Genomic DNA, 20,022 nt, shown 5'->3' with positions numbered 1-20,022 from the left:
CTCCTCAACTCTGTCCGGGCTTGGCGGGCGCGGTGGTGAGCAGCGGCCGCGGGTCGGTCGCGCCCTCGGGGCTCCCGAACGCCGTGACGGCGAGCACGAGGGCGAGGGCGGCGACCAGACCGATGGCGGCGGCGACGAATGCGCGCATGGCCGGCCTCCGAGATCTGATGGGTCGTCAGGGTGGCGGCACCGTAGCAATGCGCGGACGAGATGAGAACCGTCGGGTCAGGGCTTGTCGGACGGGGTCGGGCCGGTCGCGACGGAGGCGGACGCGGGGGCCGGGACGGACGGCGTCGCGGGCTCGGCGGGGGCACTCGACGGGGCCTCGGGGGTGGGCTCGGTCCCGGTGCTCCGCGTCGGCGTCGGCGTGGGCTTCGGGGTCGGAGTCGGGGTCGGCTTCGGGGCCGGTGTGGGGGTGGGGGTCGGCGTGGGCGTCGGCTTCGGCGTGGGCGTCGGCGTCGGGGTCGGCTTCGGCGTGGGGGTCGGGGTCGGGGTCGGCGTCGGCGTCGGCGTCGGGGTGGGGGTTGGCTTCGGCGTGGGCGTCGGCGTGGGCGTCGGCTTCGGGGTGGGCGGCGGGGTCGGCAGCGGCTTGGGCTTGGGGGCCGGGGGGTTGGCCGGGGCCGGGGCGTTCGGGTCGTCCGGGATGGCGTGCGAGCCGCCCTCGTAGTACGCGAACCAGGTCTTCACCGTGTTCAGGTACTCGGTGGACTGGTTGTAGGAGAGGATCGCGCGGTTCAGGCCGGCGCCCGTGCGCAGGTCGCGGTCGCCGGCGCAGAGGTAGCGGCCGGCGGCGAGGGCCGCGTCGTACATGTTGTTGGGGTCGCGGCGGCCGTCGCCGTTGCCGTCCTGGCCCCAGCCGGCCCAGGTGGACGGGATGAACTGCATGGGGCCGACGGCCCGGTCGTAGCGGGCGTCGCCGTCGTACGCGCCGCCGTCGGTGTCGGAGATGTTCGCGAAGCCGGCGCCGTTGAGGACGGGGCCGAGGATCGGGCTGAGCGTGGTGCCGTTGGCGGCGAGGCGGCCTCCGCCCGCATGTCCGGACTCGACCTTGCCGATGCCGGCGAGGAGCTGCCAGCGCAGTCCGCAGCCGGGGTCGGCGGCGGCGATCTTCTCGGCGGCGGCGAGGTAGGCGGCCAGGACGGTGGCGGGGATGCCGCGCGCGGACTCGCCGGCGCCGAGGCGGCGGGCGGCGTCCTGCGGGTCGGGCGCGCCGGCGGGGGCCGCGGGCGTGCCCTCGGCGCCGCCGGCCTGGCCGGCCTCCGCGCTCGGGGCGGGGACGGCGGGCGGGGTGGGGCTGACCAGGGGTGGCAGGGCGATGTGCCAGCTGCCGTCGCCGCCGCTCGCGGGGGCCTCGGGCGCGGCGGCCGGGGCGGGCGCGGGGGCCGGTGCGGGGGCCCCGTCGCCGGCGAGCGTGGCACCGGCGGAGACCCCCGGCAGGGCCTGCGAGCCGGTGAGCGCGGCGACCGCGATGGCGGTGACGAGCGCGGTGCCGCCCGTCTTGAGCACCGTCCGTCCGAATCCTGTCGGCATGATCGTGTCCCTCCCCTTCGGCGTCCGCGTGACCATACGTCAAGTACCTACCGGCCGGTAGCCGGCGGAGCCGGGATTTCACCGGTTCCCCACGTCTTTCGCCCGCCTCGCATACTGACTCGATCAATTCGGCCCATTCCACGGGCACTTTGAGATGATTTGATGCTGTTGGGCCGGTCTGATCTGCGACCGGAGCCCCACACGCGTCACCCCGCACGCACCGGAAGGCACCACCGATGCCGTTCACCCTCAGCCACGCCGCCGCCGTCCTGCCCGCCCTGCGGCGCACCGGACGCGCCCGCGGCCCCCTCGTCGCGAGCGGCCTGGTGTGCGGCTCCTTCGCCCCCGACACCGTCTACTTCGCCGAGTCCCTGATCCCCGGGGCCATGTCCTGGGGCACGTTCACGCACTCCCTGCCCGGAATCCTCACCGCCGACCTCGCCCTGACCGCCCTCCTCGCCGCCGCCTGGGCCGCCCTGCGCGGCCCCCTCCTGGCCCTCGCCCCCGCCCGGCTGCGCTCCCGCGCCCACCCCCTGCTGCGCGGCGAACCCTGGCGCACCGGACCCGACGGGCTGCCGCCCACCCGCTCCCGGGCGGTCCTGGCGGCCTGGTTCGCGTGCTCAGCCGTCCTCGGCTCGATCACCCACGTGGTCTGGGACGCCTTCACCCACCACGACCGCTGGGGCACCGACCTGGTCCCCGTCCTCAACCGCACCGTCGCCGGACTGCCCGCCCACTCCTGGGTCCAGTACGGCAGCTCCGCCCTCGCCGCCCTGATCCTGCTCGGGTCGATCGCGCACGCCCTGCGCCACTCCCCCGCGCCCCGCACCACCCCCGACACGGACCCGGGCACGCGTCCGGCCCCCTTGCCCGTGCTGCGCGGGCCCGACCGACTCCTGATCGCCGGCTGGCTGCTCCTCGCCGTCGCGATCGGCGTGGCCTTCCGCGTCCGCCGCTTCTACAGCTTCTTCGACCGGGCCGACACCCCCCTCGACCTGATCCCCACCGTCTGCTTCGGCGCCGGCGCCGGCCTCGCGCCCGCCCTGCTCCTCTACGCGCTCTGGGCCCACCTGCGCCGCACCGCCCCCCGCACCCCCGGCACCGCCTGACACGCGCCGCGGGCCCGGCCCCCGTCCCGAAGGACGAGCGCCGGGCCCGCGGCGGAGCACCCCGACGGGTCAGTGCGCGGCGGACTCCCAGTCCCGGCCCACGCCCACCGACACGTCCAGCGGCGCCCGCAGCTCCACCGCCGCGGCCATCTCCCGACGCAGCAGCTCCTCGACCGGCCCGGCCTCGCCCGGCGCGATCTCCAGCACGATCTCGTCGTGCACCTGGAGCAGCATCCGCGAGGCCAACCCGGCCTCCGTCAACGCCCGGTCCACGCGCAGCATCGCCACCTTCACGATGTCCGCCGCCGTGCCCTGGATCGGCGCGTTCAACGCCATCCGCTCGGCCATCTCCCGACGCTGCCGGTTGTCGCTGTTGAGGTCCGGCAGGTAGCGGCGCCGCCCGAACAGGGTCTGCGTGTACCCGGTGGCCCGCGCCTCCTCCACCACCCGGTGCAGGTAGTCACGGACCCCGCCGAAGCGCTCGAAGAAGGTCTCCATCAACCCCCGCGCCTCGGCCGGCTCGATGTTCAACTGCTGCGACAGCCCGAACGCCGACAACCCGTACGCCAGCCCGTACGACATCGCCTTGATCTTGCGGCGCATCTCGGCGTCCACCGCCGACCGCTCCACCCCGAACACCTGCGAGGCCACCGTGGTGTGCAGGTCCTCGCCCGAGGCGAACGCCTCGATCAGCCCGGCGTCCTCCGACAGGTGCGCCATCACCCGCAGCTCGATCTGGCTGTAGTCCGCCGTCATCAGCGACTCGTGCCCCGCACCGACCACGAACCCGCGCCGGATCGCCCGGCCCTCGTCCGTGCGCACCGGCACGTTCTGCAGGTTCGGGTCGATCGAGGACAGCCGGCCGGTCGCCGCGACCGTCTGGCTGAACGTCGTGTGCACCCGCCCGTCCGCCGCGATCGTCTTGATCAGGCCCTCGACCGTGACCCGCAGCTTCGCCTGCTCACGGTGGCGCAGCATGATCACGGGCAGTTCGTGGTCCGTCTGCGTCGCCAGCCACGCCAACGCGTCCGCGTCCGTGGTGTACCCGGTCTTCGTCTTCTTCGTCTTCGGCAGGTCCAGCTCGCCGAAGAACACCTCCTGCAACTGCTTGGGCGAACCCAGGTTGAACTCGTGCCCGACGGCCGCGTGCGCCTCCTTCACCGCCTGCTGCACCGCCCCGGAGAACTGCTGCTCCATCGCCTCCAGGTGCTCCCGGTCGGCGGCGATGCCCGCCCGCTCCAACCGCGCCAGCAGCTCCGAGGTCGGCAGCTCCATGTCGTGCAGCAGCTCCACCGCCCCGACCTCCGCGAGCCGGTCCGCGAACGCCCCGCCCAGATCCAGGACCGCCCGGGCCTGCGCCATCAGCGCGTCGGCCTCCGCGTGGTCCTCCGCCCCGAACGCCAGCTGCCCCTCGGCCGCCGCCGCCGGCGCCAGCTCCCGGCCCAGGTACTCCACCGACAGCACGTCCAGCGCGAACGACCGGCGCCCCGGCTTGACCAGGTACGCGGCCAACGCCGTGTCCGTGCTCACCCCCGCCAGCGACCAGCCGTGCTCGGGCAGCACCCGCCACAGGTTCTTCGCGTGGTGTGCCGTCTTGGGCCGCTCCGGATCCGCCAGCCACGCCGACAGCGCCGACTCGTCCTCCGGCGTCAGCTCCTCGGGCCGCAGCCACGCCGCCGCCCCGTCCGCCGACGCCAACGCCAACTGCTCCACCCGGCCCGTGCCCAGGGCCCACGTGTCCACCGTGGCCACGCCCAGCGGGCCCGTGCCGTGCTCCGCCAGCCATGCCGCGACCTCGCCGGCGCCCAGCACCGTCGTGTCCAGCTCCACCCCGGCCGCCGGCGCCGGGGCCTCCGCCTCGGCCGCACCCGGGTCCACCGCCAGCAGCCGCTCCCGCAGCGAGGCGTTGCGGATCTCCAGGGTCTCCAGGAAACCCGTCACCCGCGCCTGGTCGTACGGGGCCCGCCCCAGATCGGCGGCGCCCTTCGGCAGCTCCACGTCCCGGACCATCTCGGTCAGGACCCGGTTCAGCTTCACGGCCTCCAGGTGCTCCCGGAAGTTCTGCCCGGCCTTGCCCTTGACCTCCTCGGCCCGCTCCACCAGCTCCTTGAACGAACCGAACTGGTTGATCCACTTGGCGGCCGTCTTCTCGCCCACCCCCGGGATGCCCGGCAGATTGTCCGACGGGTCACCGCGCAGCGCCGCGAAGTCCGGATACTGCGCCGGGGTCAACCCGTACTTCTCCTGCACCTTCTCCGGAGTGAACCGCGTCAGCTCCGAGACGCCCTTCGTCGGGTACAGCACCGTCGTGCGCTCCGACACCAACTGGAACGAGTCCCGGTCACCGGTCACGATCAGCACGTCGAACCCGAGCGACTCCGCCTCCGTGGCCAGGGTCGCGATCACGTCGTCCGCCTCGAACCCGTCCACCGCGAACCGGGGCACGGCCATCGCGTCGAGCAGCTCCCCGATCAGCTCCACCTGCCCCTTGAACTCGTCGGGGGTCTTCGACCGGTTCGCCTTGTACTCGGGGAACTCCGTCGACCGCCACGTCTTGCGCGACACGTCGAAGGCCACCGCGAAATGCGTGGGCGACTCGTCGCGCAGCGTGTTCGCCAACATCGACGCGAAGCCGTAGACGGCGTTGGTCGGCTGCCCGCTCGCGGTCGTGAAATTCTCCGCCGGCAGCGCGAAGAACGCCCGGTACGCCAGCGAGTGCCCGTCCATGAGCATCAGGCGCGGGCGGTCCGCCCCGCCCGACGCGGTCTTGTCCTCGGTCTGCTTCGATGCTGAATCTGCCACCCCTCGATCCTAGGGGGCACCGCGGACAACCCGGGCCCGCGCACACCCCCGGCCCCGCCCCCGCCGGGCACCCGCACCGTGACAGGATCGAAGGACGACACCACAGGCACGCCGACCCACCCGCACGTCGGCGACCGGGCTCGAAGGGGAGCGATCATGGCCGTCCAGCCGCCCACAGGGGATCCCGTCCAGGACGCACCGCGGGTCGGACCCCCCGCGCACTCCGCCGCCGGCCTCCCCGCCATCGCCCACACCCTGCGCGCCGCCACCGCCCAGATGGGCCTGGCCCGCACCGCCCGCACCCTCCTCAAGGTCAACCAGAAGGACGGCTTCGACTGCCCCGGCTGCGCCTGGCCCGAAGGAGAGCGGCGCCACACCGCCGAATTCTGCGAGAACGGCGCCAAGGCCGTCGCCGAAGAGGCCACCCTGCGCCGCGTCACCCCCGCCTTCTTCGCCGCCCACCCCGTCGCCGACCTCGCCCGCCGCTCCGGCTACTGGCTCGGCCAACAGGGCCGCATCACCCACCCCGTGTACCTGCCCGAGGGCGGCGACCGCTACGAACCCGTCACCTGGGAACGCGCCTTCGCGATCATCGCCGAGGAACTCAACGCCCTCGACGACCCCGACCAGGCCGTGTTCTACACCTCAGGCCGCACCAGCAACGAGGCCGCGTTCCTCTTCCAGCTCTTCGCCCGCGAATACGGCACCAACAACCTGCCCGACTGCTCCAACATGTGCCACGAGTCCTCCGGCTCCGCCCTCGTGGAAACCCTCGGCGTCGGCAAGGGCAGCGTCAGCCTCGAAGACCTGCACCTCGCCGACCTGATCATCGTCGCCGGCCAGAACCCCGGCACCAACCACCCCCGCATGCTCAGCGCCCTCGAACAGGCCAAGAAGGCCGGCGCCCGCGTCATCTCGATCAACCCCCTCCCCGAAGCCGGCCTCGAACGCTTCAAGAATCCCCAGACCCCCGCCGGCATGCTGCGCGGCACCGCCCTCACCGACCTCCACCTCCCCATCCGGCTCGGCGGCGACCAGGCCCTCTTCCGGATGCTGAACCGCCTCGTCATCGAAACCCCCGGCGCCGTCGACGAGGAATTCGTCCGCGACCACACCCACGGCTACGAGGACCTCGCCAAGGCCGCCGCCGACACCGACTGGGACACCACCCTCACCGCCACCGGCCTCACCCGCCCCGAGATCGAGACCGCCCTCGCCATGGTCCTCGCCTCCCGACGCACCATCGTCTGCTGGGCCATGGGCCTCACCCAGCACAAACACTCCGTCCCCACCATCCGCGAAGTCGTCAACCTCCTCCTGCTCCGCGGCGCCGTCGGCCGCCCCGGCGCCGGCGTCTGCCCCGTCCGCGGCCACTCCAACGTCCAAGGCGACCGCACCATGGGCATCTTCGAACGCCCCGCCCCCGCCTTCCTCGACGCCCTCGACACCGAATTCGGCATCACCAGCCCCCGACACCACGGCCTCGACGTCGTCAACGCCATCCGCGCCATGCGCGACGGCACCGCCAAGGTCTTCTTCGCCATGGGCGGCAACTTCGTCGCCGCCACCCCCGACACCCAGGTCACCGAGGCCGCCGTCGCCCGCACCCGCCTCACCGTCCACGTCTCCACCAAACTCAACCGCTCCCACGCCGTCACCGGCCGACGCGCCCTCATCCTCCCCACCCTCGGCCGCACCGACCGCGACACCCAGAAGAGCGGACGCCAGTTCGTCACCGTCGAGGACTCCATGGGCATGGTCCACGCCTCCCGCGGCAACCTCCGCCCCGCGAGCGACCACCTCCTCTCCGAACCCGCCATCGTCGCCCGCCTCGCCCTGGCCACCCTCGGGAACCGCACCCACACCCCCTGGGCCGCCTTCGAAGCCGACTACGCCCTCATCCGCGACCGCATCGCCCGCGTCGTCCCCGGCTTCGAGGACTTCAACGCCCGCGCCGCCCACCCCGGCGGCTTCGCCCTCCCCCACGCCCCCCGCGACGAACGCCGCTTCCCCACCACCACCGGCAAGGCCAACTTCACCGCCGCCCCCGTCGAACACCCCCACCTGCCGCCCGGCCGCCTCCTGCTCCAGACCCTGCGCAGCCACGACCAGTACAACACCACCATCTACGGCCTCGACGACCGCTACCGCGGCATCACCGGCGGCCGCCGCGTCGTCCTCGTCAACCCCCAGGACGCCGCCGAACTCGACCTGCCCGAAGGCGCCTACACCGACCTCGTCAGCGAATGGACCGACGGCGTCGACCGCCGCGCCCCCGGCTTCCGCGTCGTGCACTACCCCACCGCCCGCGGCTGCGCCGCCGCCTACTACCCCGAGACCAACGTCCTCGTCCCCCTCGACGCCACCGCCGACACCAGCAACACCCCCGCCGGCAAGTCCCTCGTCGTCCGCTTCGAGAACACCACCACCACTCCCGCCACGTGAACGTGCCTGATACAACCGAATCCGCGCACGACGACCCCTCGCACGAAGAACGGAGCACACCCGCCATGGGCGACGCCCAGCACACCGTGAAGTTCCCGCAGGAGATCCTCGACACCTACGCCGCCCTCGGCCTCGACCTCCAGGCCCTCTTCTCCGCCGGCGACCTCGGCCGCCGCATGGACATCCGCGTCCTGGAAGCCGCCCCCGAACGCGTCGTCGCCACCATGCCCGTCGAGGGCAACACCCAGCCCTACGGACTCCTGCACGGCGGCGCCTCCGCGGTCCTCGCCGAGACCCTCGGCTCGATAGGGGCCATGCTCCACGGCGGCGTCGGCAAACTCGCCGTCGGCGTGGACCTCAACTGCACCCACCACCGCTCCGCCCGCCACGGACTGGTCACCGGCGTCGCCACCCCCGTCCACCGCGGCCGCTCCACCGCCACCTACGAGGTCGTCATCACCGACGAGGCCGACAACCGCGTCTGCACCGCCCGCCTCACCTGCCTCCTGCGCGACGCCTGATCCACCGGGCGCGGACGGCCCGACCCCGAACACCGACCCCCGGGGCACCGCCCGCGCCCACCCGCGCCGTCGCGACCGTTGCCGGGCACGCCCCGGAGCCCTACCGTGCCGCGCATGAGGACCGCCCCGCGCACGGCCCACCGCACCGCGTCCCTCCTCCTCGGCCTCGCCCTGGCCACGACCACGGCCGCCTGCACCCCGGGGGAACCGGACGGACCCCCGCGATCGGCCCCCTCGATGCCGCCCGACTCCCTGTGCGTCCTCCTGCTCGCCCACTGGGGCCAGCGGGCCCTGGCCGCCGAGAGCGGCACCGCCGACCTGGATCCCGGGGCGCTCGACTACCAGTCCATGGGGCTCTCCGGCGACCAGTACGAGATCCTCCGCGCGGCCCTGGCCGAGGCCCGGACCCGATTGCCCGAGCCCGGGGGGCGGGAGGCCGCGGACCGGGTCATGACCGCCCGGATCAACGAGGGCTGCCGGCTGCGGTACTCCCCGCGCGAACCCTCCGTCGGACCCGCCCCCGTGCCCACCGGAGGGCCGTGGTGAGCGGCATCGGCCCGATCGAGGCCGAGGGGCCCGAACCGGCCGGGCCCGAGGGCCCCGCCCCGCGCCGCCGTCGGCGCGTGCCGCGTCGGTGGGCGCGGTTCGCGGCCTTCCTCGTCGTGCCGCTCGCGCTGGCCCTGCTGCCGTTGTGGCGGCTGCTGACCGCGCACCCCGAGCCGCCCGCGCCGCCCGCCCCGGAGCCGGCGCTGCCCTCGCAGCGGGTCGCGATGGGTTACGGGGATCCGCTCGCGACCCGACCGCCCGGGGCGGCGTTCGCGTTCACCGTCCGCGTTCGGAACCTGACGGGGCCGCCGGTGACGGTGGAGCGGATCACCCAGCCGTCAAGAGCGCTGACAGTCGAGATCCGGCCGGCCGAACCGGTCACGGTGGCCGAGGGAGAGGTCCGGATCGTGGAAGTGGCCATTCGCGTGGTCGATTGCGTGCACGTGGCACGTAATTCCGGACTGCCCTTTCTGGATGTAACCCTGAGTAATGGCGAACGAAAAGAGGATCACAGTTACATCCTGGGTGACCGATATGCGCGCGATCTTTCCGACGCCCTGAGCAGGGCTTGTCCCGAAGTGCGAGACGCGAGCCCTTCGGCCACGTCATGACCCAAACCGCCCCACGGTCCTGCCACGACAGCACCTAAACGCCCGGACACTGCTGCGTCGTCTCAACATGCGGACGTGACGAATCGCCCGGAATTCCCTCTATCCACCCGCCGAGATCCGGTATGCATTACGCCGTGGCATAACAAGAGAGTCACATCATTGGCCGGAGCGCTGCATATCTCCCGATCAGCCGCCTAGAGTCACGGCCAGTCACCGCGACGGCCGGATCCATTCCCGATCGGTTCCCCGCGTTCGACTCGGCGCGTCCCAGGGGGGACGCCGTGCCTGGAAAGGACTGACCGTGCGTCAACGTTCGCTCATCGCCGTGACGGCAGCACTCGCCGCGGGTGCCCTCACTCTCACCGCCTGCGGATCCCGCGACGAGAACAAGGGCGGCGGCGACAACGCCGGCGGCGGCGGGGACATCACCGTCTCCATCGGCGTCGACGCCCCGCTCTCCGGCGACCTCTCCGCCCTCGGCCTCGGCATCAAGAACTCCGCCGACCTCGCCGCGAAGATCGCCAACGACAAGAAGTTCGTCAAGGGCGTCACCTTCAAGATCGTCCCGCTCGACGACCAGGCCCAGCCGTCCTCCGGACAGCAGAACGCCACCAAGCTCGTCGCCGACAAGGACGTCCTCGGCGTCGTCGGCCCCCTGAACTCCTCGGTCTCCGAGTCCATGCAGAAGGTCTTCGACGACGCCAAGCTGGTCCAGGTCTCCCCGGCCAACACCAGCCCCTCCCTGAGCCAGGGCCCCAAGTGGGCCGAGGGCCAGAAGGTGCGCACGTACAAGAGCTACTTCCGCACCGCCACCACCGACGCCATCCAGGGCCCCTTCGCCGCGCAGTACCTCTTCAACGACGCGGGCAAGAAGAAGGTCTTCATCATCGACGACAAGAAGACCTACGGCGCGGGCCTCGCCGGCACCTTCAAGGGCGAGTTCACCAAGCTCGGCGGCGCCGTCGCCGGCGAGGGCCACATCGACCCGGAGAGCAAGGACTTCTCCGCGATCGTGACCCAGGTCAAGTCCGCCGCCCCCGACGTCGTCTACTACGGCGGCGAATACCCGGCCGCCGGCCCGCTGAGCAAGCAGCTCAAGGCCGCCGGCGTCAAGGTCCCGCTCATCGGCGGCGACGGCATCTACGACAAGAAGTTCGTCGAGCTCGCCGGCGCCGACGCCGCCGGCGACCTCGCCACCTCCGTCGGCGCCCCCGTCGAAAGCCTCGACTCCGCCAAGCAGTTCGTCGAGGACTACAAGAAGGCCGGCTTCAAGGAGCCCTACGCGGCCTACGGCGGCTACGCCTACGACTCGGCCTGGGCCGTCATCGAAGGCGTCAAGAAGGTCGTCGAGGGCAACGGCGGCAAGCTCCCCGCCGACGCCCGCGCCAAGGTCCTCGAAGCCGTCCAGGGCGTCTCCTTCGACGGCGTGACCGGCAAGGTCTCCTTCGACGAGTTCGGCGACGCCACCAACAAGCAGCTCACGGTCTACAAGGTCGAGGGCACCGAATGGAAGACCGTCAAGTCCGGCACCTACGGCGGCTGATCCGCACCCGTCGCCACCCCTGACCGGCCCCCCTCCCACCCCGGGGCCGGCCCGGGACCGACAAAGCTCCTACCGCGCGGGGCGCGCGTCACCACACGCGCCCCGCGCGGTGTCACATCCGTCGAAAGACTCGGAGGACCTGCGGTGCACGAACTGCCGCAACAGCTGGTCAACGGCCTGCTACTGGGATCCATGTACGGGCTCGTCGCCATTGGCTACACGATGGTCTACGGCATCGTCCAGCTCATCAACTTCGCCCACGGCGAGATCTTCATGACCGGCGGCTTCGGGGCCCTCAGCGTCTGGCTCATGCTTCCCGCGGGCACCACCATGTGGCTCGCCCTGCCCCTCATGATCATCGGCGCCGTCATCGTCGCCACCCTCATAGCCGTGGGCGCCGAACGCTTCGCCTACCGGCCCCTGCGCAACGCGCCCCGCCTGGCCCCCCTCATCACCGCCATCGGCCTCAGCCTCGCCCTCCAGCAGGCCGTCTGGGCCTGGTACGACGACGTGTCCGGCGTCCCGGACTCCAAGTCCTCCCTCGTCTTCCCCGAGATCCCCGGCGGCCCCTTCGAAATCGGCAGCGTCACCATCCAGACCGGTGACGTCTTCCTCCTCCTCGCCGCCCCGATCTCCATGGCCTTCCTCGGCTGGTTCGTCGCCAAGACCCGCACCGGACGCGGCATGCAGGCCACCGCCCAGGACCCCGACACCGCCAAGCTCATGGGCATCAACACCGACCGCATCATCACGATCGCGTTCGCCCTCGGCGCCGTCTTCGCCGCCGTCGGAGCCGTCGCCTACGGCCTCAAGTACGGCGAGGTCAACTTCAAGATGGGCTTCCTCCTCGGCCTCAAGGCGTTCACCGCCGCCGTCCTCGGAGGCATCGGCAACATCTACGGCGCCATGATCGGCGGCCTGGTCCTCGGCCTCGCCGAGACCCTCACCACCGCCTACATCGCCGACATCCCCGGCATGCAGCAACTCGGCGGACAGTCCTGGGGCAACACCTGGGCGTTCGTCCTCCTCATCCTCGTGCTCCTCTTCCGGCCCCAGGGCCTGCTGGGCGAGCGCGTCGCGGACAGGGCGTGAGAACCATGACGACCACCACCACCCCCGACACCGCGCGGACCACCCCGGCCACCGGCTTCCTGCCGATCCCCGCCGGCCCCGCCCGCGCCCTCGTCACCGGCGGCTCCGTCCTCACGATCGCCTCCGCCTTCCTCGCCTGGACCTGGTCCACCGCCTACCCCGGCAACCTCACCGTCTACGGCTACCCCGGCGGCCTGCAATGGCAGGTCCTCATCGCCGGCGCCCTCACCCTCCTGTTCGCCCTCTCCTCCTACGGCGTCAAGGGCCTGGCCTGGCTCACCCCCAACGGCGGCGACGGCGCCCTCAAGCTCGCCTCCCTCGCCGCCCTCGGCACCGCCTGGTACACCGTCGTCTCCATCTCCTGGGAACTCGGCGGCATCGTCAACCTCGAACCCGGCGGCTTCGTCGTCGCCGCGGTCACCCTCCTCACCACGCTCGCCGCCTTCGCCCTCCCCTTCGACCGGCCCGACACCGAGCCCGTCGACCCCGAGGACACCGGCTACGAACGCTTCAAGCACGACACCCGCAACCAGTTCGCGATCCTCCGCGCCGCCTTCACCAGCGGCACCGCCACCCCCGCCAAGCCCCTGCCCGCCGCCGCCGAGATCCTGATCATCGCGGCCGTCCTCGGCCTCGCCCTCGGCGTGTTCACCTACGGCATCGGCACCGCGTACCAGGAACTCTTCATCGGCTTCCTGTTCCTCGCCGGCTTCGGCTTCGCCGCCCTCTCCAAGGCCGGCCTCATCGCCCGCGTCACCACCCTCACCGCCCGGCACCGCAACGTCGCCCTCGTCGGCGCCTTCGCCGCCGCCGCCGCGTTCCCCCTCACCCAGACCGACGACCAATACGCGAACCTCGGCGTCAACATCCTGATCTTCGCCACCGTCGCCCTCGGCCTGAACATCGTCGTCGGCCTCACCGGCCTCCTCGACCTCGGCTACGTCGCCTTCCTCGGCGTCGGCGCCTACACCGCCGCCCTCGTCTCCGGCAGCCCCAACTCCCCCTTCGGAGTCCACCTCCCCTTCTGGGCCGCCCTCCTCGTCGGCGCCGCCGCGTCCATGATCTTCGGCGTCCTCATCGGCGCCCCCACCCTGCGACTGCGCGGCGACTACCTCGCCATCGTCACCCTCGGCTTCGGCGAGATCTTCCGCATCTCCATGAACAACCTCGACGGCGTCTCCGGCCCCGACATCACCAACGGCCCCAACGGCATCGCCGGCGTCCCCAACATCAACCTCTTCGGCTTCGACTTCGGCGCGGCACACAGCATCGGCGGCTTCACCATCGGCCGCTTCGCCAACTACTTCCTGCTGATGCTGCTCATCACCCTCCTCGTCGTCCTCGTCTTCCGACGCAGCGCCGAATCCCGCATCGGCCGCTCCTGGGTCGCCATCCGCGAAGACGAGACCGCCGCCGAAGCCATGGGCATCAACGGCTTCCGCGTCAAACTCATCGCCTTCGCCCTCGGCGCCACCCTCGCCGGCTTCGCCGGAGCCGTCCAGGCCCACGTCAACTACACGGTCACCCCCGACCAGTACGTGTTCGCCAACGCCGTCCCCCCGAACTCCGCCTTCCTCCTCGCCGCCGTCGTCCTCGGCGGCATGGGCACCATCGCCGGCCCCCTCGTCGGCGGCGCCCTCCTCTTCCTGCTCCCCAACAAGCTCCAGTTCATGGGCGAGACCCAACTCTTCTTCTTCGGCGTCGCCCTCATCGTCCTGATGCGGCTGCGCCCCGAGGGCCTCATCCCCAACCGGCGCAACCAGCTCGAACTGCACGAGTCGGCCGACACCCCGACCGTCCTCGGCAAGGGGGCATGAACCCAATGACCACCACCACCGACACCACCACCGCCCCCGGCGCCCCCGGAACCGGCGAAACCGTCCTCGACGCCCGCGGCGTCATCATGCGGTTCGGCGGCCTCACCGCCGTCAACAACGTCGACCTCACCGTCAAGAGCGGCGAAATCGTCGGCCTCATCGGCCCCAACGGCGCCGGCAAAACCACCTTCTTCAACTGCCTCACCGGCCTCTACATCCCCACCGAGGGAGAGGTCCGCTACAAGGGCACCGTCCTGCCCCCCAAGTCCTACAAGGTCACCGCGGCCGGCATCGCCCGCACCTTCCAGAACATCCGCCTCTTCAACAACATGACGGTCCTGGAAAACGTCCTCGTCGGACGCCACACCCGCACCAAGGTCGGCCTCTGGTCCGCCCTCCTGCGCCTCCCGAGCTACCACCGCGAGGAAGCCGCCAGCCGCGCCCGAGCCCTCGAACTCCTGGAGTTCATCGGCCTCGCCCACAAGGCCGACCACCTCGCCCGCAACCTCCCCTACGGCGAACAGCGCAAACTGGAGATCGCCCGCGCCCTCGCCAGCGACCCCGGACTCCTCCTCCTCGACGAGCCCACCGCCGGCATGAACCCCCAGGAAACCCGCGCCACCGAAGAACTCATCTTCGCGATCCGCGACCAGGGCATCGCCGTCCTCGTCATCGAGCACGACATGCGCTTCATCTTCAACCTCTGCGACCGCGTCGCCTGCCTCGTCCAAGGCGAGAAACTCATCGAGGGCACCGCCGCCGAAGTCCAGAGCGACGAACGCGTCGTCGCCGCCTACCTCGGCGAACCCTTCGAAGGCGCCCCCGGCGAGGAAGAGGCCGCCGAGGTCGCCGCCGCCGAGGCCCACGCCCAGCGCGCGGAGGCCACCGAGGACACCACCGGCAACGACAGCACCACCAGCACCACGGACGGAGAGGGACGATGACCGCACTGCTGGAGGTCGAGGACCTCCGCGTCGCCTACGGCAAGATCGAGGCCGTCAAGGGCATCTCCTTCTCCGTCGAAGCCGGCCAGATCGTCACCCTCATCGGCACCAACGGCGCCGGCAAGACGACGACCCTGCGCACCCTCTCCGGACTCATCAAGCCCCGCGGCGGCCAGATCCGCTTCAACGGCAAGTCCCTGCGCAAGACCCCCGCGCACCAGATCGTCTCCCTGGGACTGGCCCACTCCCCCGAGGGCCGGCACATCTTCCCGCGCATGAGCATCGAGGACAACCTGCTCCTCGGCGCCTTCCTGCGCAGCGACAAGGCCGGCATCACCAAGGACGTCCAGCGCGCCTACGACCTCTTCCCCATCCTCGGGGAACGCCGAAAGCAGGCCGCCGGCACCCTCTCCGGCGGCGAGCAGCAGATGCTCGCCATGGGCAGGGCCCTGATGTCCCAGCCCAAGCTGCTCATGCTCGACGAGCCCTCCATGGGCCTCTCCCCGATCATGATGCAGAAGATCATGGCCACGATCGCCGAGCTCAAGGCGTCCGGCACCACGATCCTCCTCGTCGAGCAGAACGCGCAGGCCGCGCTCTCGCTCGCCGACCAGGGCCACGTCATGGAGATCGGCAAGATCGTCCTCTCCGGCCCCGGCCGCGAACTCCTCGTCAACGAGGACGTCCGCAAGGCATACCTCGGCGAGGACTGACCCACCCCACACGAAAGCCGGCCCGCCACCCCCGTTCGGGGTGGCGGGCCGGCCTCGTACGCGCCCGGGGACGCCGCGGGCGGGGGCGGAAAGCTAGCCCTTCGCGGCGTTCTTCTTCTCCTCGGCGTCCTCGATGACCGCCTCGGCCACCTGCTGCATCGACATCCGCCGGTCCATCGACGTCTTCTGGATCCACCGGAACGCCGCGGGCTCCGTCAGCCCGTACTGGGTCTGGAGCACGCTCTTCGCCCGGTCCACCAGCTTGCGGGTCTCCAGCCGCTGCGAGAGGTCCGCGACCTCCTTCTCCAGCGCGCGCAGCTCCGTGAACCGCGAGACGGCCATCTCGATGGCCGGCACCACGTCGCTCTTGCTGAACGGCTTCACGAGGTACGCCATCGCCCCCGCGTCCCGCGCCCGCTCCACCAGGTCCCGCTGGGAGAAGGCGGTCAGCATCAGCACCGGGGCGATGGACTCCTCGGCGATCTTCTCGGCGGCGGAGATCCCGTCGAGGATCGGCATCTTCACGTCGAGGATCACCAGGTCGGGCTTGTGCTCGCGGGCCAGCTCGACGGCGGCCTGCCCGTCCCCGGCCTCGCCGACGACGGAGTAGCCCTCCTCCTCCAGCATCTCCTTGAGGTCGAGGCGGATGAGGGCCTCGTCCTCGGCGATCACGACGCGGGTCGTCAGCGGCGGGACGTGCGACTGGTCGGCGTCGACGGGCGTGGGCGACTCGGGGGCGGTCACGGGAGGCTCCTTGATGCGGGCATGTTTCTGCTCCCACGAGCCTATCCGGCTACGGTATGGTGGACTCGCAGCGGGTCGAAGGAAACCTTCGATTCCGAGGCCGGCTCCGGTAGCCCAATGGCAGAGGCGATGGTCTCAAACACCATTCAGTGTCGGTTCGAATCCGACTCGGGGCACTTTTCCTGAGATTCGAAGGTCACGCGAGAATCGCGTGACCTTCACTCGTTTTGGTGAAGTCTCACGATGCGGACGACGCGCGCCGAATCCTTCGTCGAGCCTCGACCGCGTGTACGGGATCGAAACGCGCCGCTCGGCCCTCCGCCTCCTCGACCAGGGTCGCAGCCTCAACTCCGTCAGCCGGGAGACCGGGATATCGCGGGCCGCGCTGCGCGCCTGGCGGGAGCGGATCGAGCCGCTGCCCGGGATACGGCCAGAGCCCTGCGCGCCGCCCGCCGATTCGGCCGCGTACGTCTACCTGCTCGGCCTGTACCTCGGCGACGGTTGCGTGAGCGCCCGCCGCGCGGGCGGACACGTGCTGCGGATCGCGTGCGCGGACGCCTGGCCCGGGCTGATCACGCTCTGCGAGGAGGCGATCAGCACCGTCCGGCCGAACGCCTCCTTCTCCCGGGTCCGCAAACAGGGGTGCGTGTCCGTGGAGAGCTACGGCAGGCACTGGCCCTGCCTGTTCCCGCAGGCCGGCCCCGGTCGCAAGCACGAACGGCGGATCGCGCTCGAACCCTGGCAGCGGGAGCTGGTCGACGCGCATCCGTGGGAGCTGGTACGCGGACTCGTGCACTCGGACGGTTGCCGGACGGAGAACCGCGTGGTGCGGGAGACGGTGGCCGGGGAGCGGCGCGCGCACGTCTATCCGCGGTACTTCTTCACCAACCGGTCCGAGGACATCCGGCGGCTGTTCACCGACACCCTGGACGTGCTGGGCGTGGCGTGGCGGCGGTCCAACGCGGCGAACATCTCCGTCGCGCGGCGGGAGGCCGTGGCCCTGATGGATGTGCACGTGGGGGCGAAGCACTGACGTGGCACGGGCGCCCGGGCGGCCGGTGGGCCGCTCCGGGCGGGTACGGGGGCGGGGGCCGGTCGGGCCCCGGGGGACGGGGGTGGCGCGGGGTGGGCGCGGTGCCGTCGTCGGGGGTGGTCGGACGCGTCAGTGGACGGGGTCGCCGATGCGGTGGACGCGGACCAGGTTGGTGGAGCCGGGGACTCCGGGCGGGGAGCCGGCGGTGATGACGACGACGTCGCCGGTGTCGCAGTGGCCGGTGCGCAGGAGTTCTTCCTCGACTTGGGCGACCATGGCGTCGGTGGATTCGACGTGGGGGCCGAGGAAGGTTTCGACGCCCCAGGTGAGGTTGAGTTGGGCGCGGGTGGCGGGGTCGGGGGTGAAGGCGAGGAGGGGGATCGGGGAGCGGTAGCGGCTGAGGCGTTTGACGGTGTCGCCGCTCTGGGTGAAGGCGACGAGGTATTTGGCGTCGAGGAAGTCGCCGATCTCGGCGGCGGCGCGGGCGACGGCTCCGCCTTGGGTGCGGGGTTTGTTGCGGTCGGTGAGGGGCGGGAGTCCCTTGGCGAGGAGGTCTTCCTCGGCGGCTTCGACGATGCGGGACATGGTGCGGACGGTTTCGATGGGGTGGGCGCCGACGCTGGTCTCGCCGGAGAGCATGACGGCGTCGGTGCCGTCGATGACGGCGTTGGCGACGTCGCTGGCCTCGGCGCGGGTGGGGCGGCTGTTGTCGATCATCGAGTCGAGCATCTGGGTGGCGACGATGACGGGTTTGGCGTTGCGCTTGGCGAGTTTGACGGCGCGCTTTTGGACGATGGGGACTTGTTCGAGGGGCATTTCGACGCCGAGGTCGCCGCGGGCGACCATGATGCCGTCGAAGGCGGCGACGATGTCGTCGATGTTCTCGACGGCCTGGGGTTTTTCGACCTTGGCGATGACGGGGAGGCGGCGGCCTTCCTCGTCCATGACGCGGTGGACGTCGTCGATGTCGCGGCCGGTGCGGACGAAGCTGAGGGCGATGATGTCGGCGCCGGTGCGCAGGGCCCAGCGGAGGTCTTCGATGTCCTTGTCGCTGAGGGCGGGGACGGAGACGGCGACGCCGGGGAGGTTGAGTCCCTTGTGGTCGGAGACCATGCCGCCTTCGATGACGCGGGTGTGGACGCGGGGGCCGTCGACGGTGGTGACTTCGAGGGTGACGCGGCCGTCGTCGACGAGGATGCGTTCGCCGGGGGTGACGTCCTGGTGGAGACCTTGGTAGGTGGTGCCGCAGGTGTGGCGGTCGCCTTCGACGGGTTCGACGGTGATGGTGAATTCGTCGCCGCGTTCGAGGAGTACGGGGCCTTCGGCGAATCGGCCGAGTCGGATCTTCGGGCCTTGAAGGTCCGCGAGGATGCCGACGCTGCGGCCGGTTTCGTCGGCTGCTTTGCGGACGCGGTGGTATCGCTCTTCGTGTTCGGCGTAGGTGCCGTGGCTGAGATTGAATCGGGCGATGTTCATTCCGGCTTCGACGAGGGCTTTGATCTGCTCGTACGAGTCGGTGGCGGGGCCCAGGGTACATACGATTTTAGCTCGGCGCATGGGGTGAGCGTATGCCCTACCGGGCGGTAGTGAACGGGCGTGGGGTGTCGGCTCAACGGACTCTGGGCGAAGCCTTGTTGACAATTGTTGAATGTGCGCGGGGGTGCTCTTCTGAGCACCCCCGGCGTGGCTTCTCGGGTTGTTTCTCGGCAGGAATTCCGGGGTTTCAGAGGGCCGGGGGGCTCATGGTGAAGCGGGCGTTCACCTGGGCCTGGACGGTCTGCCGTTGGGGTTCGAGGTCGAGGGGTTGGGCTTCGGCGGCTTCGGCGCCGGCTCCGTAGCCCATGGAGCGCATGACGCCGGCGGGGGCGGCGAGGGGGCTTCCGTGGCCGCCGGGGGTGCCTTCGGCGCCGAGGTCGGCGAGTTCGACGAGGGCGGTGAGGTGGGAGCCGAGGGCCTCGGCGTATTCGCGGGCGCGTTGGACGGCGTCGAGGACGGCTTGTCGGCGGGCTCGGCCGTGGGCGGGCGAGTCGGGGCGCAGGCTCCACCAGGGGCCGTCGACGCGGGTCATGTCGTGGTCGGCGATGCGGCCGGCGAGGTCGCCGAGGGTGGTGAAGTCGCCGAGTTCGGCGGTGATGTGGACGCGGCCTTGGTGGGAGCGGACGCGTTCGCCGCGGCCGTGGCGGGTGAGTTCGGGGGTGATGGAGAGGGCGCCGGTCTCGATCTTCTCGACGGCTTCGGGGTGTTCTTTGAGGAGGGCGACGATTTGGTTGTTGCGTCGGGTGAGGTCGTCGAGGGTGGTGCGGCGGTCGGTGCCGCGGGCGCTGACGGTGATGACGATGCGGGCGATTTCGGGGTCGACTTCGAGGCGGGCTTCGCCGCGGACGGAGACGCGGGGGACGGTGGGGGTGCCGTAGGGCTGGTCGGGGTGGGTGGGGTTGGGGTCGATGGGGTTCCGGTGGGTGGGTTGTGGTTCGGTCATGGGGTCACTCTCGCACTGGTGCGGGGGTGGGGGTGGGTCCGCCCCCGGTGGGGGCGGGGGTTCCGGGGGTGCGGGGGTGGGTTGTTCGGCGGG

The 20,022-nt window shown here is 71.4% G+C and carries 17 protein-coding genes and 1 tRNA gene; 12 read left to right on the top strand and 6 right to left on the bottom strand.

All coding sequences use genetic code 11. The features are described from left to right. Positions 1–4: 4 nt before the first annotated feature. Together ACN20G_RS20845 and ACN20G_RS20840 are read right to left on the bottom strand one after the other, a co-directional pair. Positions 5–148 carry an SPW_0924 family protein gene (locus tag ACN20G_RS20845; RefSeq protein ID WP_424214317.1) on the bottom strand — a complete coding sequence of 48 codons (144 nt, stop codon included), beginning with the start codon at positions 146–148 and terminating at the stop codon, positions 5–7. A gap of 77 nt (positions 149–225) precedes the next feature. After that, the gene (locus tag ACN20G_RS20840) at positions 226–1,530 is read right to left on the bottom strand and encodes a lytic transglycosylase domain-containing protein (RefSeq protein WP_424214316.1); all 1,305 of its coding nucleotides are present in this window, start codon (positions 1,528–1,530) and stop codon (positions 226–228) included. A 236-nt stretch (positions 1,531–1,766) separates the two neighbouring features. Here ACN20G_RS20840 and ACN20G_RS20835 point away from each other — a divergent pair, with 236 nt between their 5' ends. Continuing rightward, positions 1,767–2,639: a DUF4184 family protein gene (locus ACN20G_RS20835; protein ID WP_424214315.1), complete on the top strand. Its 873-nt coding sequence runs from the start codon at positions 1,767–1,769 to the stop codon at positions 2,637–2,639. A gap of 69 nt (positions 2,640–2,708) precedes the next feature. On the opposite strand, the gene polA is transcribed toward ACN20G_RS20835, so the two are convergent. Beyond that, positions 2,709–5,441 (bottom strand): DNA polymerase I, encoded by a 2,733-nt coding sequence (polA, locus tag ACN20G_RS20830; RefSeq protein WP_424214314.1) that lies wholly within the window; start codon positions 5,439–5,441, stop codon positions 2,709–2,711. 156 nt (positions 5,442–5,597) lie between these two features. Here polA and ACN20G_RS20825 point away from each other — a divergent pair, with 156 nt between their 5' ends. From ACN20G_RS20825 to ACN20G_RS20785, 9 genes are all read left to right on the top strand, one after another. Next, positions 5,598–7,886, top strand: a complete 2,289-nt coding sequence (locus ACN20G_RS20825; RefSeq protein ID WP_424214313.1) for an FdhF/YdeP family oxidoreductase — start codon at positions 5,598–5,600, stop codon at positions 7,884–7,886. A 65-nt stretch (positions 7,887–7,951) separates the two neighbouring features. Further along, positions 7,952–8,407 carry a PaaI family thioesterase gene (locus ACN20G_RS20820; protein WP_424214312.1) on the top strand — a complete coding sequence of 152 codons (456 nt, stop codon included), beginning with the start codon at positions 7,952–7,954 and terminating at the stop codon, positions 8,405–8,407. Between the two features lie 114 nt (positions 8,408–8,521). Continuing rightward, positions 8,522–8,953, top strand: coding sequence for a hypothetical protein (locus ACN20G_RS20815; protein WP_424214311.1), 432 nt, complete (start codon positions 8,522–8,524; stop codon positions 8,951–8,953). Continuing rightward, positions 8,950–9,564 carry a Tat pathway signal sequence domain protein gene (locus tag ACN20G_RS20810; protein WP_424214310.1) on the top strand — a complete coding sequence of 205 codons (615 nt, stop codon included), beginning with the start codon at positions 8,950–8,952 and terminating at the stop codon, positions 9,562–9,564. Before ACN20G_RS20815 ends, ACN20G_RS20810 begins: the two co-directional genes overlap by 4 nt. Positions 9,565–9,865: 301 nt before the next feature. Beyond that, entirely contained in the window at positions 9,866–11,107 is a 1,242-nt protein-coding gene (locus tag ACN20G_RS20805) for a branched-chain amino acid ABC transporter substrate-binding protein (protein ID WP_424214309.1), read from the top strand. A gap of 144 nt (positions 11,108–11,251) precedes the next feature. Continuing rightward, positions 11,252–12,199: a branched-chain amino acid ABC transporter permease gene (locus ACN20G_RS20800; protein ID WP_424214308.1), complete on the top strand. Its 948-nt coding sequence runs from the start codon at positions 11,252–11,254 to the stop codon at positions 12,197–12,199. Positions 12,200–12,204: 5 nt separating this feature from the next. Then, positions 12,205–14,016 carry a branched-chain amino acid ABC transporter permease gene (locus ACN20G_RS20795; RefSeq protein WP_424214307.1) on the top strand — a complete coding sequence of 604 codons (1,812 nt, stop codon included), beginning with the start codon at positions 12,205–12,207 and terminating at the stop codon, positions 14,014–14,016. Positions 14,017–14,021: 5 nt separating this feature from the next. Continuing rightward, positions 14,022–14,960, top strand: coding sequence for an ABC transporter ATP-binding protein (locus ACN20G_RS20790; protein WP_424214306.1), 939 nt, complete (start codon positions 14,022–14,024; stop codon positions 14,958–14,960). After that, positions 14,957–15,673 (top strand): ABC transporter ATP-binding protein, encoded by a 717-nt coding sequence (locus ACN20G_RS20785; RefSeq protein WP_424214305.1) that lies wholly within the window; start codon positions 14,957–14,959, stop codon positions 15,671–15,673. Before ACN20G_RS20790 ends, ACN20G_RS20785 begins: the two co-directional genes overlap by 4 nt. A 93-nt stretch (positions 15,674–15,766) precedes the next feature. Here ACN20G_RS20785 and ACN20G_RS20780 read toward each other — a convergent pair whose 3' ends face one another. Further along, positions 15,767–16,417, bottom strand: a complete 651-nt coding sequence (locus tag ACN20G_RS20780; protein WP_424214304.1) for an ANTAR domain-containing response regulator — start codon at positions 16,415–16,417, stop codon at positions 15,767–15,769. A gap of 103 nt (positions 16,418–16,520) precedes the next feature. On the opposite strand from ACN20G_RS20780, the gene ACN20G_RS20775 reads away from it, so the two are divergent. Both ACN20G_RS20775 and ACN20G_RS20770 read left to right on the top strand, forming a co-directional pair. Beyond that, positions 16,521–16,593 (top strand) — tRNA-Leu (locus ACN20G_RS20775). Between the two features lie 110 nt (positions 16,594–16,703). Next, the gene (locus tag ACN20G_RS20770; RefSeq protein WP_424214303.1) at positions 16,704–17,450 is read left to right on the top strand and encodes a transcriptional regulator; all 747 of its coding nucleotides are present in this window, start codon (positions 16,704–16,706) and stop codon (positions 17,448–17,450) included. A gap of 129 nt (positions 17,451–17,579) precedes the next feature. Here the strand turns inward: ACN20G_RS20770 and pyk are convergent, their stop codons facing one another. After that, positions 17,580–19,007: a pyruvate kinase gene (gene pyk, locus ACN20G_RS20765; RefSeq protein ID WP_424214302.1), complete on the bottom strand. Its 1,428-nt coding sequence runs from the start codon at positions 19,005–19,007 to the stop codon at positions 17,580–17,582. A 166-nt stretch (positions 19,008–19,173) separates the two neighbouring features. Continuing rightward, positions 19,174–19,929, bottom strand: a complete 756-nt coding sequence (locus ACN20G_RS20760) for an SIMPL domain-containing protein (protein ID WP_424214301.1) — start codon at positions 19,927–19,929, stop codon at positions 19,174–19,176. Positions 19,930–20,022: the final 93 nt, after the last annotated feature.

It is taken from the genome of Streptomyces dryopteridis (assembly GCF_049606955.1).
Taxonomy (GTDB): domain Bacteria; phylum Actinomycetota; class Actinomycetes; order Streptomycetales; family Streptomycetaceae; genus Streptomyces.
Note: the sequence above shows the minus strand (reverse complement) of the source record. Positions and strands in the feature narration are given on the sequence as shown.

Bases quoted from the DNA above. Each gene is read 5' to 3' on its own strand.
- ACN20G_RS20845 (WP_424214317.1), bottom strand. From the start codon at position 148: ATGCGCGCATTCGTCGCCGCCGCCATCGGTCTGGTCGCCGCCCTCGCC.
- ACN20G_RS20840 (WP_424214316.1), bottom strand. From the start codon at position 1,530: ATGCCGACAGGATTCGGACGGACGGTGCTCAAGACGGGCGGCACCGCG.
- ACN20G_RS20835 (WP_424214315.1), top strand. From the start codon at position 1,767: ATGCCGTTCACCCTCAGCCACGCCGCCGCCGTCCTGCCCGCCCTGCGG.
- ACN20G_RS20825 (WP_424214313.1), top strand. From the start codon at position 5,598: ATGGCCGTCCAGCCGCCCACAGGGGATCCCGTCCAGGACGCACCGCGG.
- ACN20G_RS20820 (WP_424214312.1), top strand. From the start codon at position 7,952: ATGGGCGACGCCCAGCACACCGTGAAGTTCCCGCAGGAGATCCTCGAC.
- ACN20G_RS20815 (WP_424214311.1), top strand. From the start codon at position 8,522: ATGAGGACCGCCCCGCGCACGGCCCACCGCACCGCGTCCCTCCTCCTC.
- ACN20G_RS20795 (WP_424214307.1), top strand. From the start codon at position 12,205: ATGACGACCACCACCACCCCCGACACCGCGCGGACCACCCCGGCCACC.
- ACN20G_RS20790 (WP_424214306.1), top strand. From the start codon at position 14,022: ATGACCACCACCACCGACACCACCACCGCCCCCGGCGCCCCCGGAACC.
- ACN20G_RS20785 (WP_424214305.1), top strand. From the start codon at position 14,957: ATGACCGCACTGCTGGAGGTCGAGGACCTCCGCGTCGCCTACGGCAAG.
- pyk (WP_424214302.1), bottom strand. From the start codon at position 19,007: ATGCGCCGAGCTAAAATCGTATGTACCCTGGGCCCCGCCACCGACTCG.
- ACN20G_RS20760 (WP_424214301.1), bottom strand. From the start codon at position 19,929: ATGACCGAACCACAACCCACCCACCGGAACCCCATCGACCCCAACCCC.